Raw genomic sequence first — 25,232 nt, forward strand, 5'->3', positions numbered from 1 at the left:
TGCGATAAATATGAACACTTTTGCGCGGGTTTTTCAAGGGACGGCGTTTACGAGCAGATCCCCCAAAGAAGTTGCCATTCTGCAGGATCATCTGTTCTGCATCAATGAATCCGGCATCATCGAGCGGGTGTTGCCTCCCGGGGATGCCGACTATGAAGCGGTGCGGGATTCGAATCCCGTCCAGCGCCTGGCCCCGGGGCAATATTGGCTGCCCGGCTTCATCGATTTGCACGTACACGCTCCCCAGTGGGCGCAGGCCGGCACGGCGCTGGACATTCCATTGTCCGATTGGCTTCATACGTACACGTTCCCGCTGGAAGCGAAGTTTTCCGATTTGAGCTTTGCGTCAGAAGTTTACCGGGACCTGGTCGGTACGCTGCTCGCAAACGGGACGACGACCGCGCTCTACTTCGCGACGATCCATAAGGAAGCCAGCCTGCTGCTGGCCGAGATTTGCGCGGAGAGGGGACAGCGCGGCTTGATCGGCAAAGTCGTCATGGACGATCCCGGACAGACGCCCGAGTATTATCGGGATGCCGACGCGCAGACGGCGCTCGCGGATACCGAGCAATTCATCCTCGCCGTCAAACGGTTGGCCCCGACCGCCAAGCAGGGCGTATACCCGGTCGTCACGCCCCGGTTTATCCCGAGCTGCACCGACGAAGCCTTGAAGGGGCTGGGCGAATTGGCCGCTCGGCACGATACGCATATTCAGTCGCACTGCAGCGAGAGCGATTGGGCTCATGGTTACGTCCGGGAGCGATTCGGCAAGCACGACGCCTTTGCGCTTCGCGAATTCGGACTGCTCGGCGACAAGTCCGTCATGGCGCACTGCAACTTCCTCGACGACGAGGACGCGGCTCTGTTCGCCAGGACAGGCACGGCGATCAGCCACTGTCCGATCTCCAACGCCTACTTCGCCAACAGCGTCATTCCGATCGCGCGTTGGCTGGACCGAGGTGTCGAGATCGGCTTGGGCTCCGATCTCTCGGGCGGGTTCTCCCCCAGCCTGTTCGACAACGCGCGGCAAGCCGTCATCTCGTCCCGCATGCTGGAAGACGGCGTGAACGCGACCTTTCCGCCAGGGCGGCGCGGAGTGCCTGAATCCCGAATCACGATCGACGAAGCCTTCTATCTGGCGACGGCTGGCGGCGGCGAGAGCTTAAGCCTGCCGATCGGCCGGCTCGCGGAAGGTCACGCTTGGGACGCGCAGCTCATCGACACGACCATGCCGGGAGCGAAGCTGCCGATCTTCAGCGCCAGCGAGCCGCTGCACGACATCTTCCAGAAAATCATGTACCTCGCCCGCCCCGAACATATCCGCGAAGTATGGGTACAAGGCGAGAAGGTGCACTCCCGCGCTCCGGACAACTAAGAAACCAACCTCGTCGCGCATCCGGCCAAATGACCTCTTAAGTTGACGATCGCGAGTTGCTCAGTTGCGGAAATAGGCGAAAAAACAGGACTTCCTGGATTCCATCCGGGGGTCCTGTTTTTTTTCAAAATACTGAACTATCGTTCTCCCTATAACATAGTGGCCATAGCGCAGGGATCTGATTTAATCATACCCGCTCATTTGCCCAGACAGGGCCTTACATTGATGGCTCTGACTTTTCCCTCGCAGTCGACAAGTAACGGACTTCGTTTGGGAGAAAGTAAACTCCACATACGCTCCCATGTTCCACGGTGGAGATCTCACGAGAGTCGTCGGAAACCATTTCTGACGGAAGTCTGGAACAGATCGTCCATCGAATTCAACGGCCGCCCCTCGCAATAAGGAATGCGGGCCTCCATCTCCTTATCGTAGTGTTCGAAGAGTAGTGTTCGAAGAGTAGTGTTCGAAGAACTCCCGCTCAAGAAGCGTAGCATCGAACATTTCCCTCCAATTGTACCAGTATCCCTCTTTATCCTCTACGAATGTGTCGATGATATACTCCCTGCACGATCTGCGGCAACTGCGCTTCACGTTGCACGTTACGAGTGGTTGCCGCGCCCGGCCAATGCTGCCCTCCGCCAGCTTGCCTTTCTTGTCGCATAGCAAAACCGGCCACACACTCTCCTTCCCCATCCGTCGAATCTCCCTCTACATAATCAAAACGCGAAAAGCCGCGGAAACGAACTTCGTTCCGAACCTTTCGCGTGTCGCCTTGCCATCATTTCAAATGCTTCTGATCAATATACGTCAACTTGCTCACTATATCCTGATAGTAGTTGCCGAAGCCGGCACCGTAAATCGTCAATCCACCGATGTTTTTCGCATCTTCCTTCACTTCGAGCTTCAAATCCCATTGCAGCCGACGAATGTCGACGTTGTTGATCGTATAGTCCGACACCTTTGTGCCTTCGATGAACGTGCCGTCGCCATTGATCCGGATATGAATAAGAAGACCGTACTGGTTCATCTCGATATTCCACCACTCCGGCGTGTACTTGCCGCGTGTGCCGCCGAAATCGCCGGGGCTCGTCCACTTCCCGACCGGAAAACCGTTGAACGAGAATGAGATGTCGGAAGGCCAATGCGCATTGGAGAGAGGCGCTTCGGAGGCGAGCTCCATCGTGATCTCCAGCTCCTCAGGCTCTTCGTTCGGCATGAGGTAGTTTGGAATTTTGTACGAAATAAAGCCCTTGGAAAACCACAAGATCTTCGCGTCGACCCTCTCCTGGTCAAGGAAGTACCGCGGATCATCGAAGCCGTCGCCAATGATCTTGTACTTGGTCGCCAGACCGCAGGTCGGCTTCACGTCGAAATCGGTAAAATGACCGATCGACGTGTTAGAGATATGGAAGTTGCGAGGAATGAGTCCTTTGCTTGGGAACACGAGCTCGATCCGATCAGCGATCAGCGTACAAAGCTTCTGAGACGCTCCCTTGCCGGGAATCATTTCGGTGCGGATTAAGTCGGCCTTCTCCAGCTTCTTAATATGCACCGTAATGATCGAGTTGCTGAGACCAAGCGCGGACGCCAAATCTTTCATGATCATTGGCTTCTGTCCGAGCAGCTCTAGAATTTTGATCCGAACGTTGCTGGCCAATGCCTCGAATAAGGGGAGATTGTTCTCCGATACGATTGTCTCCATACGACCTCTTTTATATATTTCGTTTTTTTATTAAATATAACGTATCGCCCTAATACTTGACAAGAGTGAGGCTATTCGACAGAAAATGATTCATTTTTAATCAAATAATTTCATAAAAACATGAAATACTTAATAAAACTTTATTGACAAACCAATGAAACCGCTTTATCATGCAGAATATAACACTTAAATGTGAAGTAATTCGCAAAATTATGAATCATTGTTGTATAAGAGAATTACTTCGCAAATGTTGGAACTAATTACAAAGCAGTACTGCGTACCGGGAAGGGAGGACGCCTTTTAAAGAGTTCATAATGTAAGCGCTTAACGAGATCTTATCCATTGTCTCACCCATTACAAGGAGGGTTACACACAGATGAGAAAAAGTTTGATTATGCTCCTCATGCTCACAACGGCGCTGGCAAGCACAGCGTGCGGCAACAACTCAGGTAATAATGCGGCGGAAAGCAGCCCGGCGGGAACGACGCCAGCCGCTAGCAGTAGCGCTTCTCCCGAAGCTTCCAAAGCGCCGTCGGGCGAGAAAGTCGAAATCTCCATTTCGTCTTGGGGTGCGCCGGACGAACGCAAAGTATTCGAAGCGGTGCTGGACGAATTCCAAAAAGCGAATCCGAATATCAAAGTCAAATTCATTCATATCCCAGCTGATTACACGAAGAAGATGAACACGATGATCGCTGGCAACTCCGCCCCTGACGTCATCTTCACGAGTGACGGCGACTTTCCCATTTGGGTGAAGCAAGGTGCGTTCCTCGATATTACGAAGTTCGTTGAAGCAAGTCCGAAGCTGGATCTTGCCGACATGTGGGAAGGCGGACTGAAGCGCTACCGCTACGACGGCAGCATTACGGGACAAGGCGCTTATTACGCGCTGCCGAAAGATATCGGCCCTACGGTTATGTACTACAACAAGGCGATCTTCGACAAGCTCGGCGTTCCTTATCCAAGCGCTGAAACGCCGATGACATGGGACCAAGCGCTGGAGATGTGGAAAAAGCTGACGGTCGACGAGAACGGCGACGGCAAAACCGACATCTATGGTGCAGGCCCGATCTGGTGGGAAGGCTTCGTCTGGGGCAACGACGGCAATATCCTGAGCGAGGATCGCAAGTCGTTCGTGCTGAACGAGACGGCCGGAGCGGATGCGATGCAATTCATCTATGATTTGACGAACACGCACAAGGTCGTGCCGGATTCCCGGGCGTTGCAGTCGATGAATGACGGCCAAATGTTCGAAGCCGGCAAACTCGCGACGATTACGGGCGGCCGCTGGATGGTACCGACATACCGCAAGCTGAAATTCGACTGGGACGTCGCGCCGATTCCTTCCCAGAACGGCACATGGAACAACGGCTGGTCCGGCTCGGTCGGCCTCGGCGTCAATGCCAAATCGAAGCATCCGGAGGAAGCGTTCGAGCTCGTTGAGTTCTTCGCGGGTATTGAAGGCCAGACGAAGATGACGGAGCTTGGCTTCCAAATTCCGAACTTCAAGTCGATGGCGGATGACGAAGTGTACACGCAGCCTGGCCAGAAGCCAGCGCATCCGGAAGTGTTCATCAAAGCAGGCGAAGGCCAACAACCAGGTCTATGGACGTACCTGCCGAACGGCAAGTGGCTCGATACGCTGAACCAAAACCTCGGCAAGTTCTGGACGGGCAAAGAGTCCGCGGTCGACTTCTTCACGAAACTGAAGCCGCTCGTCGAGAAGGATTTGAAAGAAGGCAATCCGGATCTCTTCAAGTAAGCCAACACGCATAAGGGGAAGCTGCAACGCGCATGCGTTGCGCTTCCTTATTTAAAGGAACAAATTTTGAAAGGAGCCCGCTCTGATGAATACACCTTCAGTTAAGCCGGCGAAACCCAAATCGCTATACCGCAAAGAGATGTGGTGGGGATTCCTGTTCATCGTCCCGCCGTTCATCGGCGTGCTCGTCTTTATGCTCTACCCGCTGCTCAATTCGCTCTACATGAGCTTTACGTCGTTCAGCTTCGGCCAACCGGCCGAATTTACGGGCATCGACAACTATGAGCGCGCCCTCACGAACGATCCGCTCGTATGGAAGACACTCTGGAACACGTTCTATGCGGCGCTCGGCGTACCGATCGGTATGATCATCTCCCTCTTCATCGCGATGCTGCTCGATCGCAAGCTGCGGGGACGAAATTTCTTCCGCATGCTGTTCTTCCTGCCGACGATCTGCTCGATTGTCGCGCTCGCGATGATCTGGCAATGGATCTTTAATGCTGACTTCGGCCTGCTGAACTACTACTTGAGCGAACTCGGCATGAGCCCGCCAGCATGGCTCGCTGACGAGAACTGGGCGATGATCGCGATCATCATCCAAGGCATCTGGGGCGGCATGGGCGTCAGCATAATTTTGTATCTCGCGGCGCTCAGCAACGTTCCAACTTCGCTGTATGAAGCAGCGATCGTCGATGGCGCGAACGCATGGAACAAATTCAGGCATATTACGCTGCCAGGTATCTCGCCAGTAACGTTCTTCATTCTTGTGACGTCGCTCATTGCCGCGCTGCAGGACTTCCCGCGGTTCCAGCTGTTGACAGGCGGCGGCCCGAACTACTCTACAACAACGATTGTGTACTACTTGTACAACGTGGCGTTCGATTACAGCGAGATGGGCTACGCCTCTGCAATCGCTTGGCTCACAGGCGCTGTCATCATGGTCGTCATTGTCCTAAATTTCCTGCTGTCCAGACGCTGGGTCCACTACAACTAAGGGGGGGATACACATACATGAGCTCGCATGCGTTAGCCCGTCGCAACAAAAGCTCCAGCTTATTCACCAACATCATTGTCTATGCACTGCTGATCCTTGGCGGTACCACTATGGCTGTGCCATTCCTATGGATGCTGTCGACGTCGCTGAAACCGGATGGTGAAGTATTTACGTATCCGCCGCAATGGATACCGTCGTCGTTCGCATGGGACAACTACCGAACCATTTTTACTGAAGGACATATTGTTCGCGGCTTCTCCAACACAATGCTCGTCGTTGTTCCGACGCTGATCATAGGCCTCTTCGTCTGCGCCTTATCCGCCTACGCCTATGCGAAGCTGCGGTTCCCGGGCCGCGACAAGCTGTTCATGACCCTGGTCGGCACCCTCGTCATTCCCGGCGCAGTCATGATGATCCCTGCCTTCATCATGTTCAAGTCGTTCGGCTGGACGGACAGCTGGAAGCCGCTCGTCATTCCGGGCATGTTCGGCGCGCCGATGACGATCTTCTTCTTGCGCCAATTCATCAAGCAGCTGCCTGACGAGCTGGATGACGCGGCCAAGATCGACGGGATGAACCCGTTCGGCATCTTTGTCAGAATTATTCTTCCACTCACGAAACCGGCACTCATCACGCAAGGCATTCTGTCGTTCAACGCGGGCTATAACGATTTTCTTGGCCCTCTCATCTACTTGAATACGCCTGAGAAGTATACGCTTCAGCTGGAACTTGCATCATTCTCATCCTATTACGTCACCGAATGGACGCTCTTGATGGCCGCCGCGGTCGTCGCGCTCGTGCCGACGCTTATCCTGTTCGCGTTCGCGCAGCGGTTCCTCATCGAAGGCATTGCCATGACGGGAATCAAAGGCTAGCTGCGTCCTCCCTCTCTCAAACACATAGACAAAGATAGACTAAGGAGAAACCTGCACATGACCAAACACAACGTAGTCGTACACGCTGACTGGAAGGTCGGCACGATCAATCGCCATATTTACGGACATTTCGCGGAGCATCTTGGCCGCTGCATCTATGAAGGGTTATGGGTAGGCGAAGACGCTTCGATCCCGAATACGAAAGGCATCCGCAACGATGTGCTCGAAGCGCTGCGGAAGCTCAGCATCCCGAACCTCCGCTGGCCGGGCGGCTGCTTCGCGGATGAGTACCACTGGAAGGACGGCGTCGGTCCACGCGAATCGCGCAAGCGGATGATCAATACGCATTGGGGCGGCGTCGTAGAGAACAATCATTTCGGGACGCACGAGTTTTTCCAGCTGTGCGAGCTGCTGGACACCGAGCCTTACATCTGCGGCAACGTCGGTAGCGGCTCCGTGCAGGAGATGAGCGAGTGGGTCGAATACATGACGTTCGACGGCGAATCTCCGATAGCGAACTGGCGGAAAGAAAACGGCCGCGAGAAGCCGTGGAAGCTGAAATATTTCGGCGTCGGCAACGAGAATTGGGGCTGCGGCGGCAACATGCACCCGGAATATTACGCGGATCTATACCGCAATTATCAGACGTACGTCCGGCAATTCGGCGATAACCGAATTTACAAAATCGCGGGCGGCGCAAACATCGACGACTATCGTTGGACGGAAGTGCTCATGAGCAAGGCAGGCAACGTCATGGACGGGCTCAGCCTGCATTATTATACGATCCCGGGCTGCTGGGAAGACAAGAAGTCCGCTCTTGAATTCGACGAGCAAGTATGGGCCGAGACGATGGCGAAGGCGCTCCATATAGACGAACTGATTACACGCCACAGCACGATTATGGACCGGTACGACCCGGTGAAACGCGTCGGCTTAATTGTTGACGAATGGGGCACATGGTTCTTGCCGGAGCCTGGCACGAATCCTGGCTTCCTGCTACAGCAGAACACGATGCGCGATGCTCTCGTCGCGGCGATCCACCTACACATCTTCCACAAGCACTGCGATCGGGTCCGCATGGCGAACTTGGCGCAGATGGTGAACGTGCTGCAAGCGGTCATCCTGACGGAAGGCGATCGGATGATTTTCACGCCGACCTACCACGTGCTCGAGATGTTCAAGGTACATCAAGACGCCGAAGCACTCGCCATCCATGGCTCTTTTGGCGGATACGAAGGATATGGCAAGAAAATGCCGCAAGTGACAGTGTCCGCATCGATCAAGGAGGGTATCATCAGCGTCAGTCTGGCGAACCTCGATCCGGCGAACGCGGCCGACGTCAGCATCGAGCTTCGCGGCGCTTCCGCCAGCTACGCGGCAAGCGGCACCCTTCTTGCTGCGGATGACATTCACGCCCACAACACCTTCGAACAGCCGAATCGGGTCGTGCAGCGTTCGTTCGACGAAGCAAGGTGGTCGGACGGCACGCTGTCCGCCAAGCTGCCGCCTGCATCGGTGGCGATTGTGCGGCTGAGCCCGCAAGCATGATGGCGCAAGGAGCCAATAGACGCCCCGGGCTGCGGTCGGGCGGCCTCGCCGTGTTGGCTGCCACATGGCTGCTCGCGGGCTGCAGCGATTCAGGCAAAGGCGTGAAAGAGGTCGTTCCCGTGTACATGAATGCATCCGTGCATGATCCATCCGTCATTCGAGCGGAGAACGGAACGTATTACGTATTCGGTTCACACCTCGCGGCGGCGAAGTCGAAAGATTTGATGCAATGGGAAATCGTCGCGTCCGGCGTAGCCGACGGCAATCCCCTCATTCCGAACGTCACCGAGGAGCTGCGCGAAACGCTGGATTGGGCGCAGACGGACACGCTTTGGGCGGCCGACGTCATCCGTCTGCCGGACGGCAAATATTACATGTACTACAACGCGTGCCGCGGCGACTCGCCGCTCTCCGCGATGGGCGTGGCGGTGGCCGATGACATCGAAGGTCCGTATCGCAATCTCGGCATTATACTGAAATCCGGCATGTGGGGCGAGCCGAGCGAGGACGGGGAACTTTACGACGCGACGGTGCATCCGAACGTCGTCGATCCAGACGTCTTCTACGATAAGGACGGCCAGCTGTGGATGGTGTACGGCTCGTATTCGGGCGGCATCTTCATCCTGAAGATGGACGAGACAACAGGCAAGCCGCTCCCGGATCAAGGCTACGGCACTAAGCTGCTCGGCGGCAATCATAGCCGAATCGAAGGCCCTTACATGCAATATAGCCCGGACACCGGCTACTATTACTTGTTTCTGTCGTACGGCGGACTCGATGCGAATGGCGGCTACAACATCCGCGTCGCGCGGTCCAAAAATGCCGACGGTCCGTTCGTCGACGCTCAAGGCCACGACATGATCGATGCGAAGGCAGATCCGTCGCTCCCGCTGTTCGACGACAAGTCCATCGAGCCCTACGGTATGAAGCTGATGGGCAACGTGATGTGGAGAGATCCGGCGGACGCGGGCCGCGAACACGGCTACGTGTCGCCGGGTCACAATTCGACTTACTATGACGAGGAAAGCGGCCGTTATTATTTGATCTTCCATTCACGCTTTCCGTATACCGGAGACAAGCATGAGATTCGGGTACACCAATTTTTCTTCAATGCGGACGGCTGGCCCGTCGTCGCCCCGTTCCGGTACGCCGGCGAGCAGCTGGGGGAAGTCAAAGAGGACGCGGCCGCGGGCGATTACGAGCTCGTGAACCACGGCCTGGACATCTCCGCCGAGCTGAGAGAATCCGTCTCGATTCGACTTGAGGCGGACGGCACCATCTCGGGTGCGGGCAGCGGCCAATGGGCATTGAGCGGGCAATCGAGCCTTCGCCTGACGGTGGACGGCATCGCGTACGACGGATACTGGCTGAAGTCTTGGGATCAGGCCGCGGGAGCTTGGACCGCTTCCTTCACCGCGTTGTCCAAGGAAGGCGTCGCCCTGTGGGGCGCGCAACGTGCTGCGCCTGCGTCGACGAGCGCAGCCAGCGACTCAGAGATAGAGAGGGAGAGAGAACGATGACTGTACAACAACAGACGATGGCCACGGAACAGCCGCTCCTCTTGCAGCGTGCGGACCCGTGGGTATACAAGCATGAGGACGGCTTCTATTATTTTACGGCATCCGTGCCGGAATACGACCGGATTGAAGTCCGGCGGGCAAGCACGATCGCGGGACTCGCGGATGCGGAGCCTGTCACGGCTTGGCGGAAGCGCCCTGCCGGCATGATGAGCGCGAACATTTGGGCGCCCGAAATCCACTGCATCGACGGCAAGTGGTACATCTACTTCGCCGCTGCTCGTACGACGGAGACGAACGACGGCTTGTTCGACCACCGTATGTTCGTGTTGGAGAATACGGCGGCCAATCCGCTCGAAGGCGAATGGACGGAAAAGGGCCAAATCAAGACGATGTGGGAATCGTTCGCCCTCGACGCGACGACTTTCGAGCACCGCGGTACCCGCTACCTCGTCTGGGCGCAGAAGGACCCCGACATCCAAGGCAACTCCAACCTGTACATCGCACCGCTGGCGAATCCGTGGACGCTCGCGGCGGATGGCGTCATGCTGACGAAGCCGGAGTACGATTGGGAAACGATCGGCTTCCTCGTGAACGAAGGTCCTGCCGTCATCAAGCACGACGGCCGACTCTTCATCTCCTATTCGGGAAGCGCGACGAACCATCATTACTGCATGGGCCTGCTCGAAGCGTCGGAGGACGCGAATCCGATGGACCCCGCTTCCTGGACGAAATCGGCTCAGCCCGTGCTGAAGATGGACGAGTCGCGCAGCCTTTTCGGTCCTGGCCACAACAGTTTCACGAAGTCCGAGGACGGCCAAGACGACATCCTCGTCTTCCACGCCCGAACGTACAAAGAGATCGTCGGCGATCCGTTGTACGATCCGAACCGCCATACGTTCGTTCGCAAGCTTCGGTGGAGCGCAGAAGGCAAGCCGATCTTCGAATAACTTTCGAAAGGGGAAATAAAATAGATGATCACACGATTTAAGCGCCTGTTATTGCCTCTCTCTTTGTCCTTCGCGATTTTGGCAACCGCCACGTGGGGCGTAGCCTATGCCTCCAAGAAAGACGCATCTAGCCTATTACCCGCGCCTCCATTCGCCAACGTATCCGTCCATGACCCTTCGATCGTCAGAGACGGCGACAATTACTATGTGTTCGGCTCTCACATCGAAGCGGCCAAATCGACCGATCTGATGAACTGGACCCGCTTCACGAACGGCTATACGACGCCGAACAACATACTGTACGGCGACCTGTCGGGCAATCTCGCCGCCTCGTTCCGCTGGGCGGGAGAGAACGACTCCGACAGCAAGGGCGGCTTCTCCGTCTGGGCGCCGGACGTGCTTTGGAATCCGCATTACGTGAACGCGGACGGAACGAAAGGCGCGTATATGCTGTACTACTGCACTTCGTCCACGTACATTCGCTCCGCGATCGGCTTCGCCGTTTCGCGCAGCATCGAAGGCCCTTATACTTACGTCAATACGCTCGTCTATTCCGGATTTACCGCCGATGAGGCGTACGACTTGAACAGCTCGATCAACAAACAATGGACGAACACGAACATCCCTCAGCTCATCCAGGACGGGAAGCTGAGCGGTGAAAGCAGCAGTTGGTTCAACGTGGACGGCACCTACGCCAATAGTTCGTATCCGAACGCCATCGACCCGGCGCTGATGTTCGACCAGCAAGGCAAGCTTTGGATGTCTTACGGCTCTTGGTCCGGCGGCATCTTCACCCTGCAGATCGATCCGTCCACCGGCAAGGCGATCTACCCGGGCAAAGATTCGGTGACCGCCGACGGTCGGCTCGTCGACCGGTACTTCGGCACGAAAATCGCGGGCGGATACTTCAAGTCCGGCGAAGGCCCGTACATGGTCTACAACGAGGAAACGCAATATTATTACCTGTTCGAGACGCTCGGCTGGCTCGGCGCCGACGGCGGCTACAACATGAGACTGTACCGTTCGGCAAGCCCGCTCGGTCCGTTCGTCGATGCCGCCGGCCAAAGCGCGGTGTTACCGGGCAATATCGATGAAGCGACGCTCGGCAACAAGTTGATGGGCAACTTCCTGTTCAAGCGCGAGGTCGGCGATCCGGGAACCGGAATCGGCTACGGCTACGTATCGCCGGGGCATAACTCGTTCTATCAAGACCCTAAGACGGGGCGAATGTTCCTCGTGTTCCACACGCGTTTCCCGCAACAGGGTGAAATGCATGAGCTTCGCGTGCACCAGATGTTCATGAACGAGGACGGCTGGCTTGTCGCCTCGCCTTACCGTTATGCGGGCGAGTCGCTGGACAAAGTGAAACAGCAGGACGTGATCGGCGAATACAAATTCATTAACCACGGCAAAGCGACGTCGTCCGAAATCGTCGAATCCAGTTATATCCAACTAGACAAAAACCATAAGGTAACGGGTGACATCAAGGGAACATGGAAGCTCACGAGTCAGAACGAAGCCGAGCTTGTGCTGAATGGTACCACGTATAAAGGCGTATTCGTTCAAGGCTGGGACCCGCAAACGGAGAGTTTCGTCATGTCCTTCACCGCGATGTCGCGCGAAGGCATCACCGTATGGGGCAGCCATCAGGAACAGCGTAACGATCAACAGATCGTGGCGGACGTCATTGCCGATCTGAGTATTGCGGGCGCCGATCGCGTCATGACGAATTTGGAGCTTCCAGTCGTCGGGACGCACCAAGCTGCGATTACATGGACGTCCAGCCATCCTGATATCGTATCCTCGGAAGGCGTCGTGAACCATCCGGAGGCAGGCTCGGAAGCGGTCGTCGTAACGTTAACCGCGACCGTGACGAAAGGTAAAGTCACCGATTCGAAGAGCTTCACGGTAACCGTCATTCCTTTCGCGGATGCGCAGCTGACCGCTAAATATTCATTCGAGAACAACTTGGACGATGCTACCGGCAACTTCGCAGCCGGCAAGGTGACAGGCAATCGGATCGACAATACGAAAGGTTCCATCGCGTTTACGACGGGTGTCTACGGTCAATCGGCGGTGTTCAACGGCGCGTCGGGCGTTCGTCTGCCGAACAAGCTGATCGACAGCAACCAGTACGCGGTATCGCTCTGGGTGAAGCCCGCTCAGCTCACCTCCTTCACGACGACGTTCTTCGGAGCCAAGGACGGCAACAACTGGGTAAGCCTCGTACCTAAAGGGCCGGTAGCCGACAATACGATGGTATGGTCCGGCAGCGGCGTCTGGTACGACGGCGTCACCGGCCTCACGATCCCGACAGGCGTATGGACGCATCTGGCCTATGCAGTCGATAACGGCACGCTAACGGTTTACGTCAACGGGGAGCTGAAGTTCACGGGCAGCAACTTCCCGGACATCTTCTCCGGAGCTGATGCCGTATTCAGTCTCGGCGTCAACTGGTGGGATACGCCGTTCAATGGCGAGCTCGATGAGCTGCAAGTGTTCAAAGGCACGTTCACGCCATCGCAGCTCGCGGAGCTGTCGAAGAAGCCATCTTAATTCGAGAACAGCCGCGGGCAGATTCGTCTGCCGCGGCTGCCGAATTGGCTGGGGAAAAGGCTGCCCAGGAAGACGTAGACGATATGCAAAAAGCACTTTATGCAATCTGAGTTAAACCCATGAACAAAAACAAATCTGCACGATGCACTTTTCTACAGAAATATGATCCGTTTACGCCAGAGAATGCATTTAACACAGGCATCCACTGGCTTGATTTTATTTATTCGCCCTACTTATGATACGGTTCAACTTAACCTCTTAAAAGGCGAATTTTATTAACAAGCTATCACAATAAACAGCTCCTGAAGGATAGAGCCGCTTACAAAAATGTATGTATTTTGTCTAAACACTCATCGACTACTCCATCGGGAGCTTTACCAACGATATCAATGCGTTGAGCTCGCCAATCGAGATTTTTGATTTGGTCCGACCGTATGAGTGATTGGACAAACAGAAACAAAACCCGTCGTATCATTAAATGCTTTTGGCGACAACACGATTGCATCATCTCCTACGATCAAATCGACTTCGGTTCCTTGGCGGACCTCAATCATTTCGGCTTTTCGATTTTTTTCCGATATATCCATACCCCATAGTTCAGATGCTTTGCGGTCCAGGTTCAGCATATCATCTCTGAAAAACAAAGAAACCGTTTCTTAGTAAATAGGCATGCGATCGGCCATTTACGAAAGAAACGGTTTTGGGACGTTATGGCGGTTCCAGCTAGTCCGGTTTACTTAATGACGACGTATTCCAAGTTAACCAGCTTGGCGTAGGTTGCGATTTGGTCCGTCGTCAGGTTCAAGGAAACGACGGTATGATGGCCGCCGCCATTCTCGATCCAAGCTTTTACCCCATCCTGGAAGTTCGGCTTCACCGTCCACAGGACACGAGCTACAGGAAGGTTAGGAGCCGGAACCGTCGGTTCGAATGCGGTAACCTCGTTGATCAGCAATTTATAATGAGTGCCGAAGTCAGCCATCGATACGACTACGCCATCGCCGGCTTTGCCGTCGAATACGAGACGCGCCGGATCTTCGCGATCGCCGATTCCGAGCGGGGAAACAATGATTTTCGGCTTGTTGCTTGCCAAGGACGGATCTACCTCGAGCATATGGGATTGCAGAATGGCTTCCTGGCCGGCAGCCATCTCGTAAGTGTAATCCTCCATGAAGCCCGTGTTCTGATGGCGGCTCATCACTTTCAGCAAGCGATCGAGCGCGGCCGTCTTCCAGTCGCCCTCGCCGGCAAAGCCGTAGCCCTGCGCCATCAAGCGTTGGACGGCAAGACCGGGAAGCTGTTTCATGCCATGCAAATCTTCGAAGTTCGACGTGAAGGCATTATAACCTTTCTCGTCGAAGAAACGTTTGAGGGCGATTTCATAGCTTGCTTGGACTCTGACGCTCGCTTCCCAGTCTTCTTTGCTGTTCGTGCCGTAATCGAATTCGTAGAGCTCCGCATATTGACCCATCAAATCATCGATTTCCTGCTCCGTAACGCCATTCACGTATTGCACGAGGTCGCCGATGCCGTAGTAGTCGACGGTCCATCCGAATTGAATTTGGGCCTCGACCTTGTCCCCTTCCGTTACGCCAACATTACGCATGTTGTCGCCGAAACGGGCGACTTTGATGTTGAAGCTTTCGTTATAAGCAACCGCTACGTCCATCCAATCCGCAATTTGCTGCTGCACTGCCGGACGCTCCCAATAGCCCACGACGATTTTATTTTGTTTCTGCAGACGGGCATTGATGAATCCGTACTCGCGGTCGCCGTGAGCAGCTTGGTTCAGGTTCATGAAGTCCATATCGATCGTTGCCCAAGGAATGCTTTCATTGTACTGAGTCGCCAAGTGAAGCAGAGGCTTCTGCAGCATTTTCGTACCGCGAATCCACATTTTTGCAGGCGAGAATGTGTGCATCCACGTGATAACACCAGCTACTTCATCGCGATAGTTGACCTCTTTCATGATGCTTGTAATTTTATCCGCGCTGACGGCCAGGTCTTGCAAGACCAGCGGATAAGGGAGAACACCGCTATTATTCAACGCATCGGTCATCGTTTGCGCGTGAGCTTTTACTTCAGCTAGCGCTTCTTCTCCATACAAATGCTGCGAACCTACGACGAACCAAAATTGTTTAGCTGCTGTTGCTGACATCCCAATCATCCTCTTTTCTGTAATTTGGTGAGGCTATTACTTCTGCCCGTAGTAAGCATCTTTCCCGTGTTTCCGGAGATAGTGCTTATCCAGAATGCCCTGCGGCAGTTCTTTGGCAAAATGGTTCAGTTGCCGCGCGTACAGATTCATTTTGCACACTTCCTCCAGCACGACGCTGTTCACGACCGCCGACTTCACGTCTTTCCCCCAAGTGAAAGGCGCATGTCCCTGAAGTAGGACGGCCGGGATGGCCATGACGTCCAATCCACGCTTTTCGAACGTTTCGATAATAACGTGTCCGGTCTCCGCTTCGTAACCCCGGTCAACCTCCTCTTGGTTCAAGAACCGCGCGCATGGTACAGCGCCATAGAAGGTGTCCGCATGCGTCGTTCCCATGACGGGTACGTCCAGACCCGCTTGCGCCCAGATGGTTGCCCAAGTCGAGTGAGTATGCACGATGCCGCCGATTTGCGGATAATGCTTATACAATACGGCGTGAGTCGCGGTATCGGAGGAAGGTCGCAGATCTCCCTCGACCACATTGCCGTCAAGATCCACGACGACCATATCGCTCGGTTTCATTTTCTCATAGCTGACTCCGCTCGGTTTAATGACGAACAGGCCGCTATCCCGATCGATGGCGCTCGCATTACCCCAAGTGAATTTCACGAGTCCGTGCTTCGGCAAATCCAGATTCGCTTGATATACCTCTTCTTTCAGTTGTTCTAACAACGTTAGTCCCTCCCGTTCTCCAGCAGATGGTCTACAGCGGCCTGTTCGATGGCCAACCCTGCTTGATATCGTTTGATGAATGCTTGGAACCCTTTTACATCCGCTCTATCCGGAGCAATCTCCTGTCCTTCGACATTTTGGAAGACCTTCTGCTCGAGGAAGTCGTCAAGGCTCTCTTCTTGATCCTTGTTGATCATGTACGAGGCGAGAAGCGCCATGCCCCATGCTCCGCCTTCGCCGGCCGTGGACATAACCGAGATCGGTACGTTCAGCGCGCCCGCTAAGATTTTTTGCCCGACGACAGGAGTCTTGAATAAACCGCCATGAGCCAAGATGCTGTCAATCGCTACATTTTCGTTTTCGGTCAAAATGTCCATGCCGAGCTTCAATGCTCCGAAAGCCGTGAATAAATGCGTCCGCATGAAATTCGCCAGCGTAAAGTTGCTTTCAGGCGAGCGAACAAACAACGGCCGGCCTTTGTCGATTCCCGTAATATTCTCGCCCGAGAGATAACCGTAGCTGAGCAAACCGCCGCCATCCGGGTCGGCTTCCAATGCCTTATTCAGCAACACGCTGAACAATTTGCCGGAATCCGCATTGAATCCCATCGCTTCGGAGAATTCACGGAACAGTCCCATCCAGGCGTTAAGATCGCTGGAGCAGTTGTTGGCATGCACCATGCCGACCGGACTGCCGTTCGGCGTCGTGACCATATCGATCTCCGGATAAACCTTGGATAATTCTTTCTCCAGTACAATCATCGCAAAAATCGAAGTGCCCACGGATATATTTCCCGTACGCTTCCTGACGCTATTCGTCGCAACCATGCCTGTGCCGGCATCGCCCTCCGGAGGACAAAGCGTAATACCGGACTGCAGATCCCCTGCCGGGTCCAGAATGCGGGCTCCCGCTTCCGTCAGTTCACCAGCTTGCTCGCCGGAGAGATATACTTTAGGAAGAAGATCCTCAAGCTTCCACGGATAGCCTTTGGCTGCGTTTAATTCATCAAATTGCTTAACCATCATTGGATGGTAATTATGAGTTGCTTCATCAATCGGGAAAATGCCGGAAGCATCGCCGATGCCGATCGCTTTATTTCCGGTCAGAAGCCAGTGGATATATCCCGCCAGCGTCGTTACGTAATCAATGCGAGGCAGATGCTCCTCTTGGTTTAAAATCGCTTGGTACAAATGCGCGATAGTCCAGCGCTCTGGGATATTAAATTGGAACAAGTCGGTTAATTCCCTAGCTGCCGCGCCAGTTGTTGCGTTGCGCCAAGTCCGAAACGGCACCAGCAGCTCACCCGTGCCGTCGAATGCCATATAACCGTGCATCATACCGGAAAACCCGATCGATCCCACGGTTCGGAGGGCGACTCCGTATTTCCGTTCCACTTCCTGCTTCATTTCATGATAAGCGGTTTGGAGGCCTTTAATAATATCCTCCTGGTTGTACGTCCAATATCCGTCTTTCAACAGATTTTCCCACTCATAGCTTCCCGATGCGATGGTCTCGAAACGACGATCAATCAGCACCGCTTTGATCCGCGTAGATCCGAATTCGATCCCTAGCGAAGTTTCACCCTTGGTTATCGCTTCTTTCAAGTCTACATGATTCATAATCACGTATGTCCCCTCTCTGTTCGTGGTAAAAGAAGGCGCTTTCCCTTACTGACAGCCTTAGTATATTTTTTGTACGTACATTTGTCAATATAGTCTAATAGTTATACTAACATAAGTTGCAATGCCCTCCCTATTCGTCTCATCCAATTGTCTTCCTAAGGATAAACATGGAATTTGTACGGTTGAAATCATAAATAAGTATCACTGCATTTGCATTTCACGCCATTCATGCTAGAATGTGTACGTACAACTTTATCGAACAACGATGAAAGAAGTGGATGGCATGAAGCCAAAGTACCAGCTCATTATTGAAGATATTAAAAGTCATATCCTCTCTGGAACGTACAAAGCAGGCGAGAAAATCCCTTCGGAGTCCGCTTTGCAGATGAGCTATAACGTTAGCCGGCAAACGGTTCGAAAAGCCATTCTGGAGTTATCGAACGAGGGGTTCCTGCGAAGCGAGAGGGGATCCGGCACGTACGTCAGCAGCCAGTACCGCTCCAGAACGGGTGCCAAGGCCATGAATAAAACGATCGGCGTCATCACGACCTATATCTCGGATTACATCTTCCCCTCCATTATCCGCGGCATTGAAAGCCGACTAAATGAAGATAACTATTCCTTGCTGTTAGCCAGTACTAATAATGATATCTCCCAGGAAAAAAAGGCGTTGGAAATGATGCTGTCCTACGGCGTGGATGGACTGATTATTGAACCTACCAGAAGCAATGTATTCAACCCCAATATCGCTTACTACCTGTCTTTTAAGGAGCAGGAGGTTCCGTTCGCGATGATCAATGCCTATTATGAAGAGCTGGAAGTTCCTTTCTTCTGTCTCGATGACGTGCAGTCCAGCTATCTCGCAACCCGGGAGTTAATTGCCAAAGGACATACCCAGATCGGCATCATCGCGAAAATGGATGATTTGCAAGGGAAGTATAGAATGAAGGGATTTATCAAGGCTCTTGGGGAAGCCAAATTACGGTTCCAGCAAGAGCATGTGCTTTCTTTCGATACATCGACGAAGTCGGACCTGTCCGCTAACTTGGAAGTGTATCTGAAAGACAATCGGGATGTATTGACTGCGCTTGTATGTTACAACGACGAGGTAGGCTTGGAAGTCGTACATATCTGCAGAAAGCTGGGAATCTCCATTCCGGACGAGCTATCCATCATTGGCCAGGACAATTCATATATCGCCAAAAACGCGAATATCAAACTAACGACGCTGACGCACCCCCAAGAACAAATGGGACGCGACGCAGCGGACTGGGTCATTAAGAATTTACAAGGCAAAAAAGACTTGCCAACCAACACCTACTACCACCCCGTATTAATTGAGGGTGAAACAGTAAAAGCGATCGAAGTGGAATAGTCATGGTATCATGCTGAACCAGACCGAATCACTGGTATCGGCGGTGTTTATGCCGCTGATGCGCAGCGGCGCCCAAATGCTGAGCAGCCTGATCGCCTTTTGCTTTGTATGGTGATGTAACTCTCTTCCATATGCTCATTCATAATGTGGACGGTTACCATAGTTCAACGCTTGAATCGTGATCTGTTTATTCTGCATGTTCCTATCCTTCTTCAACCAAAATTCGCGTCATTTGTGATACGATTCAGCTTAACGGGTCTGAAGACGAAAAAATCAGGACATCCATTTACAGGATGTCCTGATAGCTTCGGATGGCATATCAAGAGCATTATTTTCTTAAGTACTCTTTGCTGCCTTTTAATTCATAACGATGATCCGTTGCGGCTTCCTCAATTTCTTTGAACGCCCAATCATTGACCGAGACGTCAGGGAAAGTTGCAGATGAAACTCCTTCCAGAGGCCCCCGCAAGAATAACCGGTTCAATATGGTAACGGCTTCTTCTCGGGTTAATTTATCGTCCGGACGGAATGTACCGTTGCTTGAACCAATCATGATACCTATCGCGCCAATGCGTTTTATTTGTTCTTCCGCCCAATGGCCTTGGATATCGGTAAATGTTGCATCAGAATCTGCGGCTTTGCAATATTGGCTATAAGATAAATCCTCTTTGCATTGTTTATCCAGCCAGCGAACTGCAATTACAGCCATCTGTGCACGCGTTACATGATCTTTCGGTCCGAAGTTGCCGGTGTCGTAACCCTTCATCACACCCGCAACACGTGCGTATTCGATTTCATTTTTGGCCCACGATTTATCCGTATCCTTATACGCGATCTCATTTGCGCGCGGAATTTGGTTATCCGTCAAATTACGCGACAACATGGCCGCCATTTGATCACGCGTCACGAATTTAAGCGGTCCAAACGTACCATCCACAAAACCATAAATATAGCGAGTGTGCGAGCCAAGCTTAGCCTGAATGGCAAGTGTCATCACTTGACTGGAAATCGCATTTCCTTTTGCATCTTTCACTACCGCTCTTACTTCATACGTTCCTGCAGCTAAACCAGCCGTGATTGAATATGCCCAGTGACCCTTCGAGTCCGATGTAATCGTTGTGATGAGCTTATCGCCTACGTAAAGATCAACTGCTGTCGACGCAGAAGTTTCCCCCGTTACAGTGAAAGCTTCATTTTCCACGAGGTCACCAATAATGCTATCCACTGTGACTTCCAGTGCTGGAGTTGGCGTAACTCCTCCGGAGTTCGTTGGTGCATCGGCGATTTTGAAGAACGTAAATGTACTGAAATGACTGATCATGAACTTCAAGCCGACTGCCGGCCCATTATCGTCAGTAACAACATTTCCATTTGCATCAACGATTACGGCACCGTTTTGGCCCGGTTCAACAACCTGTTTGGTACCATCCGTATGCTCGATATACAAACGCAAAGTATCCACCGCTTGCTTCTTCGTCAGCGTAATGTTTTTGATGGGCAGCGTAATCCATGTATTGACTCCAGAATAGTTCGTTTCAATTTCACGAGGGATGTCGACAACTTCAGCAAGCTTGTTGCTGCCAAGTTTACTCGCCTCATCATTCATTGCAGTGTTTGTACGTTGGATAACAGCCGTTTTTTCCGCATCTGAACGCATCGGCACAATGCGGAAGAATAAATCATTTCCGTCTCCCGTAAGCTGCTGAATATTGGTTTGCAACAGACTAAACGTTCCTTCAGGTGTTTGGACGGTTAAATCGCCCGTGATTTTTTTCAAGGCGCCTGACGTTAATTCAACAGCTTGCTCATCTGCAACGGTTCCACTGGATTGATTATCGAACGTAATCAACACATTCCCGCTTAAATTGGCATTGTCCCCAATCAAAAGCTTGTCCACATACTCGGAGCCGGCTGTACTCGTTAACGTTGTCCGTTTAACCGTATAGTCCGTTAAAGTCGAATTGCCGTTAAGTCCTACGGTATTGTCCGCGGGGCTTGTTGTTTTCGAGGTGAAGTTCGTTCCCTTTACGACAAGCAAGAAGGTACGGTTCACTTCTCTTCCTTCGAACGATAATGTTGCGGTTAAAATAACCGAAATATCTTGTGCCTGACGATAGACACTGACTTCAAATTCGTTATCGGAAGCGTTCTGAGAAACACTTAAAACTTGCGGATTGCTCGATGACCATTGGATCGGAATGGATGGCAGAAGCCGATCAACCGCAAATACCGGCAAGGTTACGCTTTCCCAAATATCCGTTTGTTGAAACCGTACTTGAATTTTCGGCAAAACATCAGCGGTGGGAGAAGGGGCCGCTTCTTGTCCGCCGACGGTTTCCGTTGCATAGTAATCTTCCGCTTCCGGCACATTCGTAAACTTCACGGTTCCGTCCGCTGCCGCAACGGCTGTCTGTACGACGACTCCATCTTTATCGTAAAGCTTGACTGCAGCTCCCGGAGTTGCTCCTGCGATGGTGACTGTCTTCAATCCATCCATACTTCCTGCAATCGACAATTTGTTGGATGGAGTTGCCGTTACGTTCACTTTATTGGACGGCTGGCTCGTTAAGTTCGCGGTCGTCGTTTGCTTTACGTAATAATCTGTTCCGAATGCGACATTCGTGAATTGCGCATAGCCCGATGCATTAGCGGCTAGCGGCGAACCAATCGTTTGCCCATTCTTGTCGTACAGTTGAATCGACGCACTCGGTTGTGCGCTCGTTACGGTGATCGTTTGGGTACCGCCGCCGCTTCCCGCAAGCGATAAGTTATCCAGTACGGCAATCGTCGCTTGTGGAAATACATTGCGATTGTTATATACGTTTGCCGGCAAGGCCCCTAATGATGCTGTCACCGCTTTGCTGCCAGCCGAATCGAAGTTCACCAAGGATAGATCCCATGAAATCGAAATCGCGCTCGTCGAGGTATCATCGTCCAATGTTGCCGCCATGGACGTACTTAAGTGAGATTGAACATCCGCAGCGCTCGTACCTTTGAATACCGTGATCGCAATCGGAGCGAACGATTTGATATTGACGCGAACGGTTGTTGTAACCGCATTGCTGATCGTTTTATCCGCCGCTTTAGCCGTAACGGATAAAAGATCCCCTGCATCTAAATTCCACGGTGTGTCTTCTTCCATTGTAAAGGTCCAATTACCGGATGCGTCGGCAGCTGCGGTTCCCAATGTTGAAACGGCAACCGCCGCGTTCGAATCCGCTGTCCCCGAAATCGTCGTGTCTCCGACATAGACCGGATTCACCATTGGGGCTGCTGTTTGACCTTGTTGTGCTACCGTAACGGTCACTGTCCAGCTTTGCGCAACTTCGTTCTCCGCAGTAACGATGTAAGTCACAGGATTGGAGAAATCATTGGCTGTTGTACCGCTTGTTTGTGAATTATTGCCGATTTTGGCGCTGGCCCCTTCGGACAGCGTGAAGGTTGGCGTCAAATTCGTTACATCCGTTCCTGCCGGCAATTCGATGGTGACGGTATGGTTCGTAGAGTTGACCGTTGCTGCAGTTCCGTTAATGACAAACGTTAAGATGTCATTGCCCGTTTTTAATTGGGCCTGACTTACCGTAATGGTTCCCGAAGCTGTAACGCTTCCGCTGTTCGTTATACCTGCACCCAGATTGGATAATGTGCCTGTGAAAACGTAATTGCCCGCGAGAGTTCCATTATAGGTCGGTGTAGATTCCGCGCTCCATGTTACGTCGACATCTTTCGTCGAACTATCCGATAATGTCACGGTTACTTGGGACGGCAAGTTCGTCTTCGCGGCAGTTAAATCCGTTCCGTATGCCACTGTCCGTGAAACAGGGGCTGCACTGGATACCGTTAGAGAAGGCGCTGCTTCCACTGTAAAAGCTCCGGTTGCAGTCGCTTCATTCCCAAAGTCATCCGCAGCGGTTACTATTATCGAATAGCTACCTAAAGCTAAATCCGCGGAAGGCGTATATGCCCAGTTCCCGCTTCCGTTCGCAGTCAAGTTTTGAATAAATACGACACTGCTCGCGGAATCTTCCACTCTTAGCGATACGGAATTATTCGGTTCCGTCGTTCCTGTAAAAGAGGGCTTCAAATTGGTTATGGTTCCGGTTGGCGTCGTAACGGCAACGGTTGTCGAGCTATCGATTGTTAACTGTTGCGTGGCTGAAGCACCTGTAATCGACGCGGTTACCGTGTAGAGTCCGTCAGTGAAAGCGTCCGGCACTTCCACTTTCCAACGGCCATTGTTCGCGTTCGTTGTATACGTTTTTCCGCCTAATTGAAGCGTAACGGTCGCCCCGTTCGAAGCATTCGTGTTGCCGCGGATGGTTGGACTCGGATCGTTAATCGTTAGCGAAGCGCCATTATCAATCGTAATGACTGCAGCCGATACGGTATGCGTAGTTGTGGCTACAGCTGTATTGTCATAAGCATTCGTCGCAACCGCCGTAAGGGTATGGGAACCCATGGAAAGAGGTTTCTCCAATGCCGGTACCGTCCACTGTCCATCTCCTGCGAGCGCAGCAAAAGCCGTACTCACGCCGTCGACACGAACCTCTACTTTATTTGCTCCGCTAGATGTACCTGAAATGATAGGTTGGGCATCTCCGGCTGTAAGAGCATTAATGGCTACGGTAACAGGTGATACCGTAATGTCCGATCTATAGATCAGTGTTTGCTGAGCGGTTGCGAATGGCGTTTTATTTTGGCCATTCTCAATCCATTCCGCTGTAATATAGTATTTCTTCTCGTTAATAGGACTAGGTAATGCAACGGATGCCAGATTCCAAGTTCCTGATGAATCCGTTGCCGCATAAGACGTTCCTAGTACGTCTTTTGTTTCGCTTACGTATACGTTTATTTTATAATTGTTCCTTGTAACCGTAGATGAGAAGGTTCCGGATAATGCTGGATTAGCCGAACTGGTATATGCAATTGGCCCCCCGTTAATGAATAACGTATCCACACTCGCTGTTACCATAATGTCTTGCTTCGCCGTAACGGTTTTACCCTTATCGCTCAATGTAACGACAGCCTTGTGCACGCCATTTGTACCCGTAACAGCTGTCGGCAATGCGTATGACCATGCGTTATTTGCAATAGCGACATTTTCAGGTGTTCCGCCATTAATCGAGATAGAAGCCGTTCCTGCTGCCAATGTGCTTGTACCTGTCATGATGTTGCTAGCTGTACTATAAGTTTTACTCGACCCGCCATCAATCCCAACGGCCAGTGGCGTTTCATTTAATGGAAGGGCAGAACCTGCGAAATCGACACTTGTCCCGCCGTTTGAAGCGGTGTCCATGTATTCCTTGTTAATCACCGATAAATTCGCCGATCTGGATGTTCCGAAAAATAACCGAAATGAAGATGCGGAAGTCATGCTTGGGTCATTAATCGTCGAAATAATGCTGGTAATCGGCACTTGGAAATCGATGAAATAATGCCCATTTTCCGCAGAAGTAATACGCGTACCAGGCACTGCCGTTCCGGTACCGTCTGTTTCGTAAATTTTATTCACGATAGATCCGTCTGCATTCGCTACGTAAACATAGTCCGTCGTAGTCGATTTACCGTTCAAACCGATTGTTGCTTTATGCTGGCCATTTACAGCCAACTGTACAAGCCATACAGAAGATAAAAATCCTCCTTTACGGTCATACGGTTCACCTTTTACGCGCAATCTGACAAAGAAGTTGTTGGAATCACCCGCAACGTACATCGACGGTAATAATCCAACCCCTTGATCAATTCCACTCGTAATATCGACGTTCGTCGGGTGTTCATCCCCAGCCGGATCATAAACGGCACTGCCATCTAGAAGCGTCGTATAAGGCGAAAACACACTTGGCCATGCTGCCGGAGTTGGCGTTTGAATATCCGCAAATACCAAATTGCTCGGTAAAATCGATAGTAACAATAACATAAGCGCCAATCCGCTCTTCATTAGTTTGCGAATCATCATTTCAAAGCCCCTTAGGTAAATGATAGAGTAGGACAATATTGTATAGGGGGCTTCTAAACAAATTCTGAAAGATATAGGTTAACCGGCACTTGTACTGCTTTCGCCTTATT

The 25,232-nt window shown here is 52.4% G+C and carries 15 protein-coding genes; 9 read left to right on the plus strand and 6 right to left on the minus strand.

Annotated features, from left to right (window positions below):
• Positions 1 to 10: 10 nt before the first annotated feature.
• Entirely contained in the window at positions 11 to 1,375 is a 1,365-nt protein-coding gene (gene guaD, locus ACFPPD_RS05425; RefSeq protein WP_209746555.1) for a guanine deaminase, read from the plus strand.
• Between the two features lie 778 nt (positions 1,376 to 2,153).
• On the opposite strand, the gene ACFPPD_RS05430 is transcribed toward guaD, so the two are convergent.
• Positions 2,154 to 3,077 carry an ArsR/SmtB family transcription factor gene (locus ACFPPD_RS05430; RefSeq protein ID WP_209746557.1) on the minus strand — a complete coding sequence of 308 codons (924 nt, stop codon included), beginning with the start codon at positions 3,075 to 3,077 and terminating at the stop codon, positions 2,154 to 2,156.
• Between the two features lie 376 nt (positions 3,078 to 3,453).
• Here ACFPPD_RS05430 and ACFPPD_RS05435 point away from each other — a divergent pair, with 376 nt between their 5' ends.
• The 7 genes from ACFPPD_RS05435 to ACFPPD_RS05465 all read left to right on the plus strand — a co-directional run bounded on the left by ACFPPD_RS05435 (position 3,454) and on the right by ACFPPD_RS05465 (position 13,279).
• Positions 3,454 to 4,839: an ABC transporter substrate-binding protein gene (locus tag ACFPPD_RS05435; RefSeq protein WP_209746559.1), complete on the plus strand. Its 1,386-nt coding sequence runs from the start codon at positions 3,454 to 3,456 to the stop codon at positions 4,837 to 4,839.
• 85 nt (positions 4,840 to 4,924) lie between these two features.
• On the plus strand, positions 4,925 to 5,833 hold the full coding sequence (locus ACFPPD_RS05440) for a carbohydrate ABC transporter permease (protein ID WP_209746561.1): 909 nt from the start codon (positions 4,925 to 4,927) through the stop codon (positions 5,831 to 5,833).
• Between the two features lie 17 nt (positions 5,834 to 5,850).
• Positions 5,851 to 6,708, plus strand: coding sequence for a carbohydrate ABC transporter permease (locus ACFPPD_RS05445; protein ID WP_209746563.1), 858 nt, complete (start codon positions 5,851 to 5,853; stop codon positions 6,706 to 6,708).
• Between the two features lie 57 nt (positions 6,709 to 6,765).
• A complete protein-coding gene (locus tag ACFPPD_RS05450) occupies positions 6,766 to 8,256 on the plus strand; it encodes an alpha-N-arabinofuranosidase (RefSeq protein ID WP_209746565.1) in 1,491 nt (496 codons plus the stop codon).
• Positions 8,253 to 9,776 (plus strand): glycoside hydrolase family 43 protein, encoded by a 1,524-nt coding sequence (locus tag ACFPPD_RS05455; protein WP_378081447.1) that lies wholly within the window; start codon positions 8,253 to 8,255, stop codon positions 9,774 to 9,776. The genes ACFPPD_RS05450 and ACFPPD_RS05455 overlap by 4 nt, the downstream gene beginning before the upstream one ends.
• Complete coding sequence (locus ACFPPD_RS05460; protein ID WP_209746567.1) at positions 9,773 to 10,723, plus strand: glycoside hydrolase family 43 protein; 951 nt, start codon at positions 9,773 to 9,775, stop codon at positions 10,721 to 10,723. The genes ACFPPD_RS05455 and ACFPPD_RS05460 overlap by 4 nt, the downstream gene beginning before the upstream one ends.
• A gap of 24 nt (positions 10,724 to 10,747) precedes the next feature.
• Positions 10,748 to 13,279 (plus strand): lipocalin-like domain-containing protein, encoded by a 2,532-nt coding sequence (locus ACFPPD_RS05465; protein WP_209746569.1) that lies wholly within the window; start codon positions 10,748 to 10,750, stop codon positions 13,277 to 13,279.
• 386 nt (positions 13,280 to 13,665) lie between these two features.
• Here ACFPPD_RS05465 and ACFPPD_RS05470 read toward each other — a convergent pair whose 3' ends face one another.
• From ACFPPD_RS05470 to ACFPPD_RS05485, 4 genes are all read right to left on the minus strand, one after another.
• A complete protein-coding gene (locus ACFPPD_RS05470) occupies positions 13,666 to 13,923 on the minus strand; it encodes a hypothetical protein (RefSeq protein ID WP_209746571.1) in 258 nt (85 codons plus the stop codon).
• Positions 13,924 to 14,012: 89 nt separating this feature from the next.
• Positions 14,013 to 15,437, minus strand: a complete 1,425-nt coding sequence (gene araA, locus ACFPPD_RS05475; protein WP_209746573.1) for an L-arabinose isomerase — start codon at positions 15,435 to 15,437, stop codon at positions 14,013 to 14,015.
• Between the two features lie 36 nt (positions 15,438 to 15,473).
• Positions 15,474 to 16,169, minus strand: coding sequence for an L-ribulose-5-phosphate 4-epimerase (locus ACFPPD_RS05480; RefSeq protein WP_209746575.1), 696 nt, complete (start codon positions 16,167 to 16,169; stop codon positions 15,474 to 15,476).
• A gap of 2 nt (positions 16,170 to 16,171) precedes the next feature.
• Complete coding sequence (locus ACFPPD_RS05485) at positions 16,172 to 17,788, minus strand: xylulokinase (protein ID WP_209746707.1); 1,617 nt, start codon at positions 17,786 to 17,788, stop codon at positions 16,172 to 16,174.
• Between the two features lie 286 nt (positions 17,789 to 18,074).
• Here ACFPPD_RS05485 and ACFPPD_RS05490 point away from each other — a divergent pair, with 286 nt between their 5' ends.
• Positions 18,075 to 19,166: a GntR family transcriptional regulator gene (locus tag ACFPPD_RS05490; protein WP_209746577.1), complete on the plus strand. Its 1,092-nt coding sequence runs from the start codon at positions 18,075 to 18,077 to the stop codon at positions 19,164 to 19,166.
• A 328-nt stretch (positions 19,167 to 19,494) separates the two neighbouring features.
• Here ACFPPD_RS05490 and ACFPPD_RS05495 read toward each other — a convergent pair whose 3' ends face one another.
• On the minus strand, positions 19,495 to 25,122 hold the full coding sequence (locus ACFPPD_RS05495) for an Ig-like domain-containing protein (RefSeq protein ID WP_209746579.1): 5,628 nt from the start codon (positions 25,120 to 25,122) through the stop codon (positions 19,495 to 19,497).
• Positions 25,123 to 25,232: the final 110 nt, after the last annotated feature.

The organism is Cohnella suwonensis, from assembly GCF_042655365.1.
Lineage (GTDB): Bacteria > Bacillota > Bacilli > Paenibacillales > Paenibacillaceae > Cohnella > Cohnella suwonensis.

Excerpts from the sequence above, each read along its gene's own strand:
- ACFPPD_RS05465 (WP_209746569.1), top strand. The coding sequence starts at position 10,748 with ATGATCACACGATTTAAGCGCCTGTTATTGCCTCTCTCTTTGTCCTTC.
- ACFPPD_RS05450 (WP_209746565.1), top strand. The coding sequence starts at position 6,766 with ATGACCAAACACAACGTAGTCGTACACGCTGACTGGAAGGTCGGCACG.
- ACFPPD_RS05495 (WP_209746579.1), bottom strand. The coding sequence starts at position 25,122 with ATGATGATTCGCAAACTAATGAAGAGCGGATTGGCGCTTATGTTATTG.
- ACFPPD_RS05430 (WP_209746557.1), bottom strand. The coding sequence starts at position 3,077 with ATGGAGACAATCGTATCGGAGAACAATCTCCCCTTATTCGAGGCATTG.
- ACFPPD_RS05485 (WP_209746707.1), bottom strand. The coding sequence starts at position 17,788 with ATGAATCATGTAGACTTGAAAGAAGCGATAACCAAGGGTGAAACTTCG.
- araA (WP_209746573.1), bottom strand. The coding sequence starts at position 15,437 with ATGTCAGCAACAGCAGCTAAACAATTTTGGTTCGTCGTAGGTTCGCAG.
- ACFPPD_RS05455 (WP_378081447.1), top strand. The coding sequence starts at position 8,253 with ATGATGGCGCAAGGAGCCAATAGACGCCCCGGGCTGCGGTCGGGCGGC.
- ACFPPD_RS05445 (WP_209746563.1), top strand. The coding sequence starts at position 5,851 with ATGAGCTCGCATGCGTTAGCCCGTCGCAACAAAAGCTCCAGCTTATTC.
- ACFPPD_RS05435 (WP_209746559.1), top strand. The coding sequence starts at position 3,454 with ATGAGAAAAAGTTTGATTATGCTCCTCATGCTCACAACGGCGCTGGCA.
- guaD (WP_209746555.1), top strand. The coding sequence starts at position 11 with ATGAACACTTTTGCGCGGGTTTTTCAAGGGACGGCGTTTACGAGCAGA.
- ACFPPD_RS05460 (WP_209746567.1), top strand. The coding sequence starts at position 9,773 with ATGACTGTACAACAACAGACGATGGCCACGGAACAGCCGCTCCTCTTG.
- ACFPPD_RS05490 (WP_209746577.1), top strand. The coding sequence starts at position 18,075 with ATGAAGCCAAAGTACCAGCTCATTATTGAAGATATTAAAAGTCATATC.
- ACFPPD_RS05440 (WP_209746561.1), top strand. The coding sequence starts at position 4,925 with ATGAATACACCTTCAGTTAAGCCGGCGAAACCCAAATCGCTATACCGC.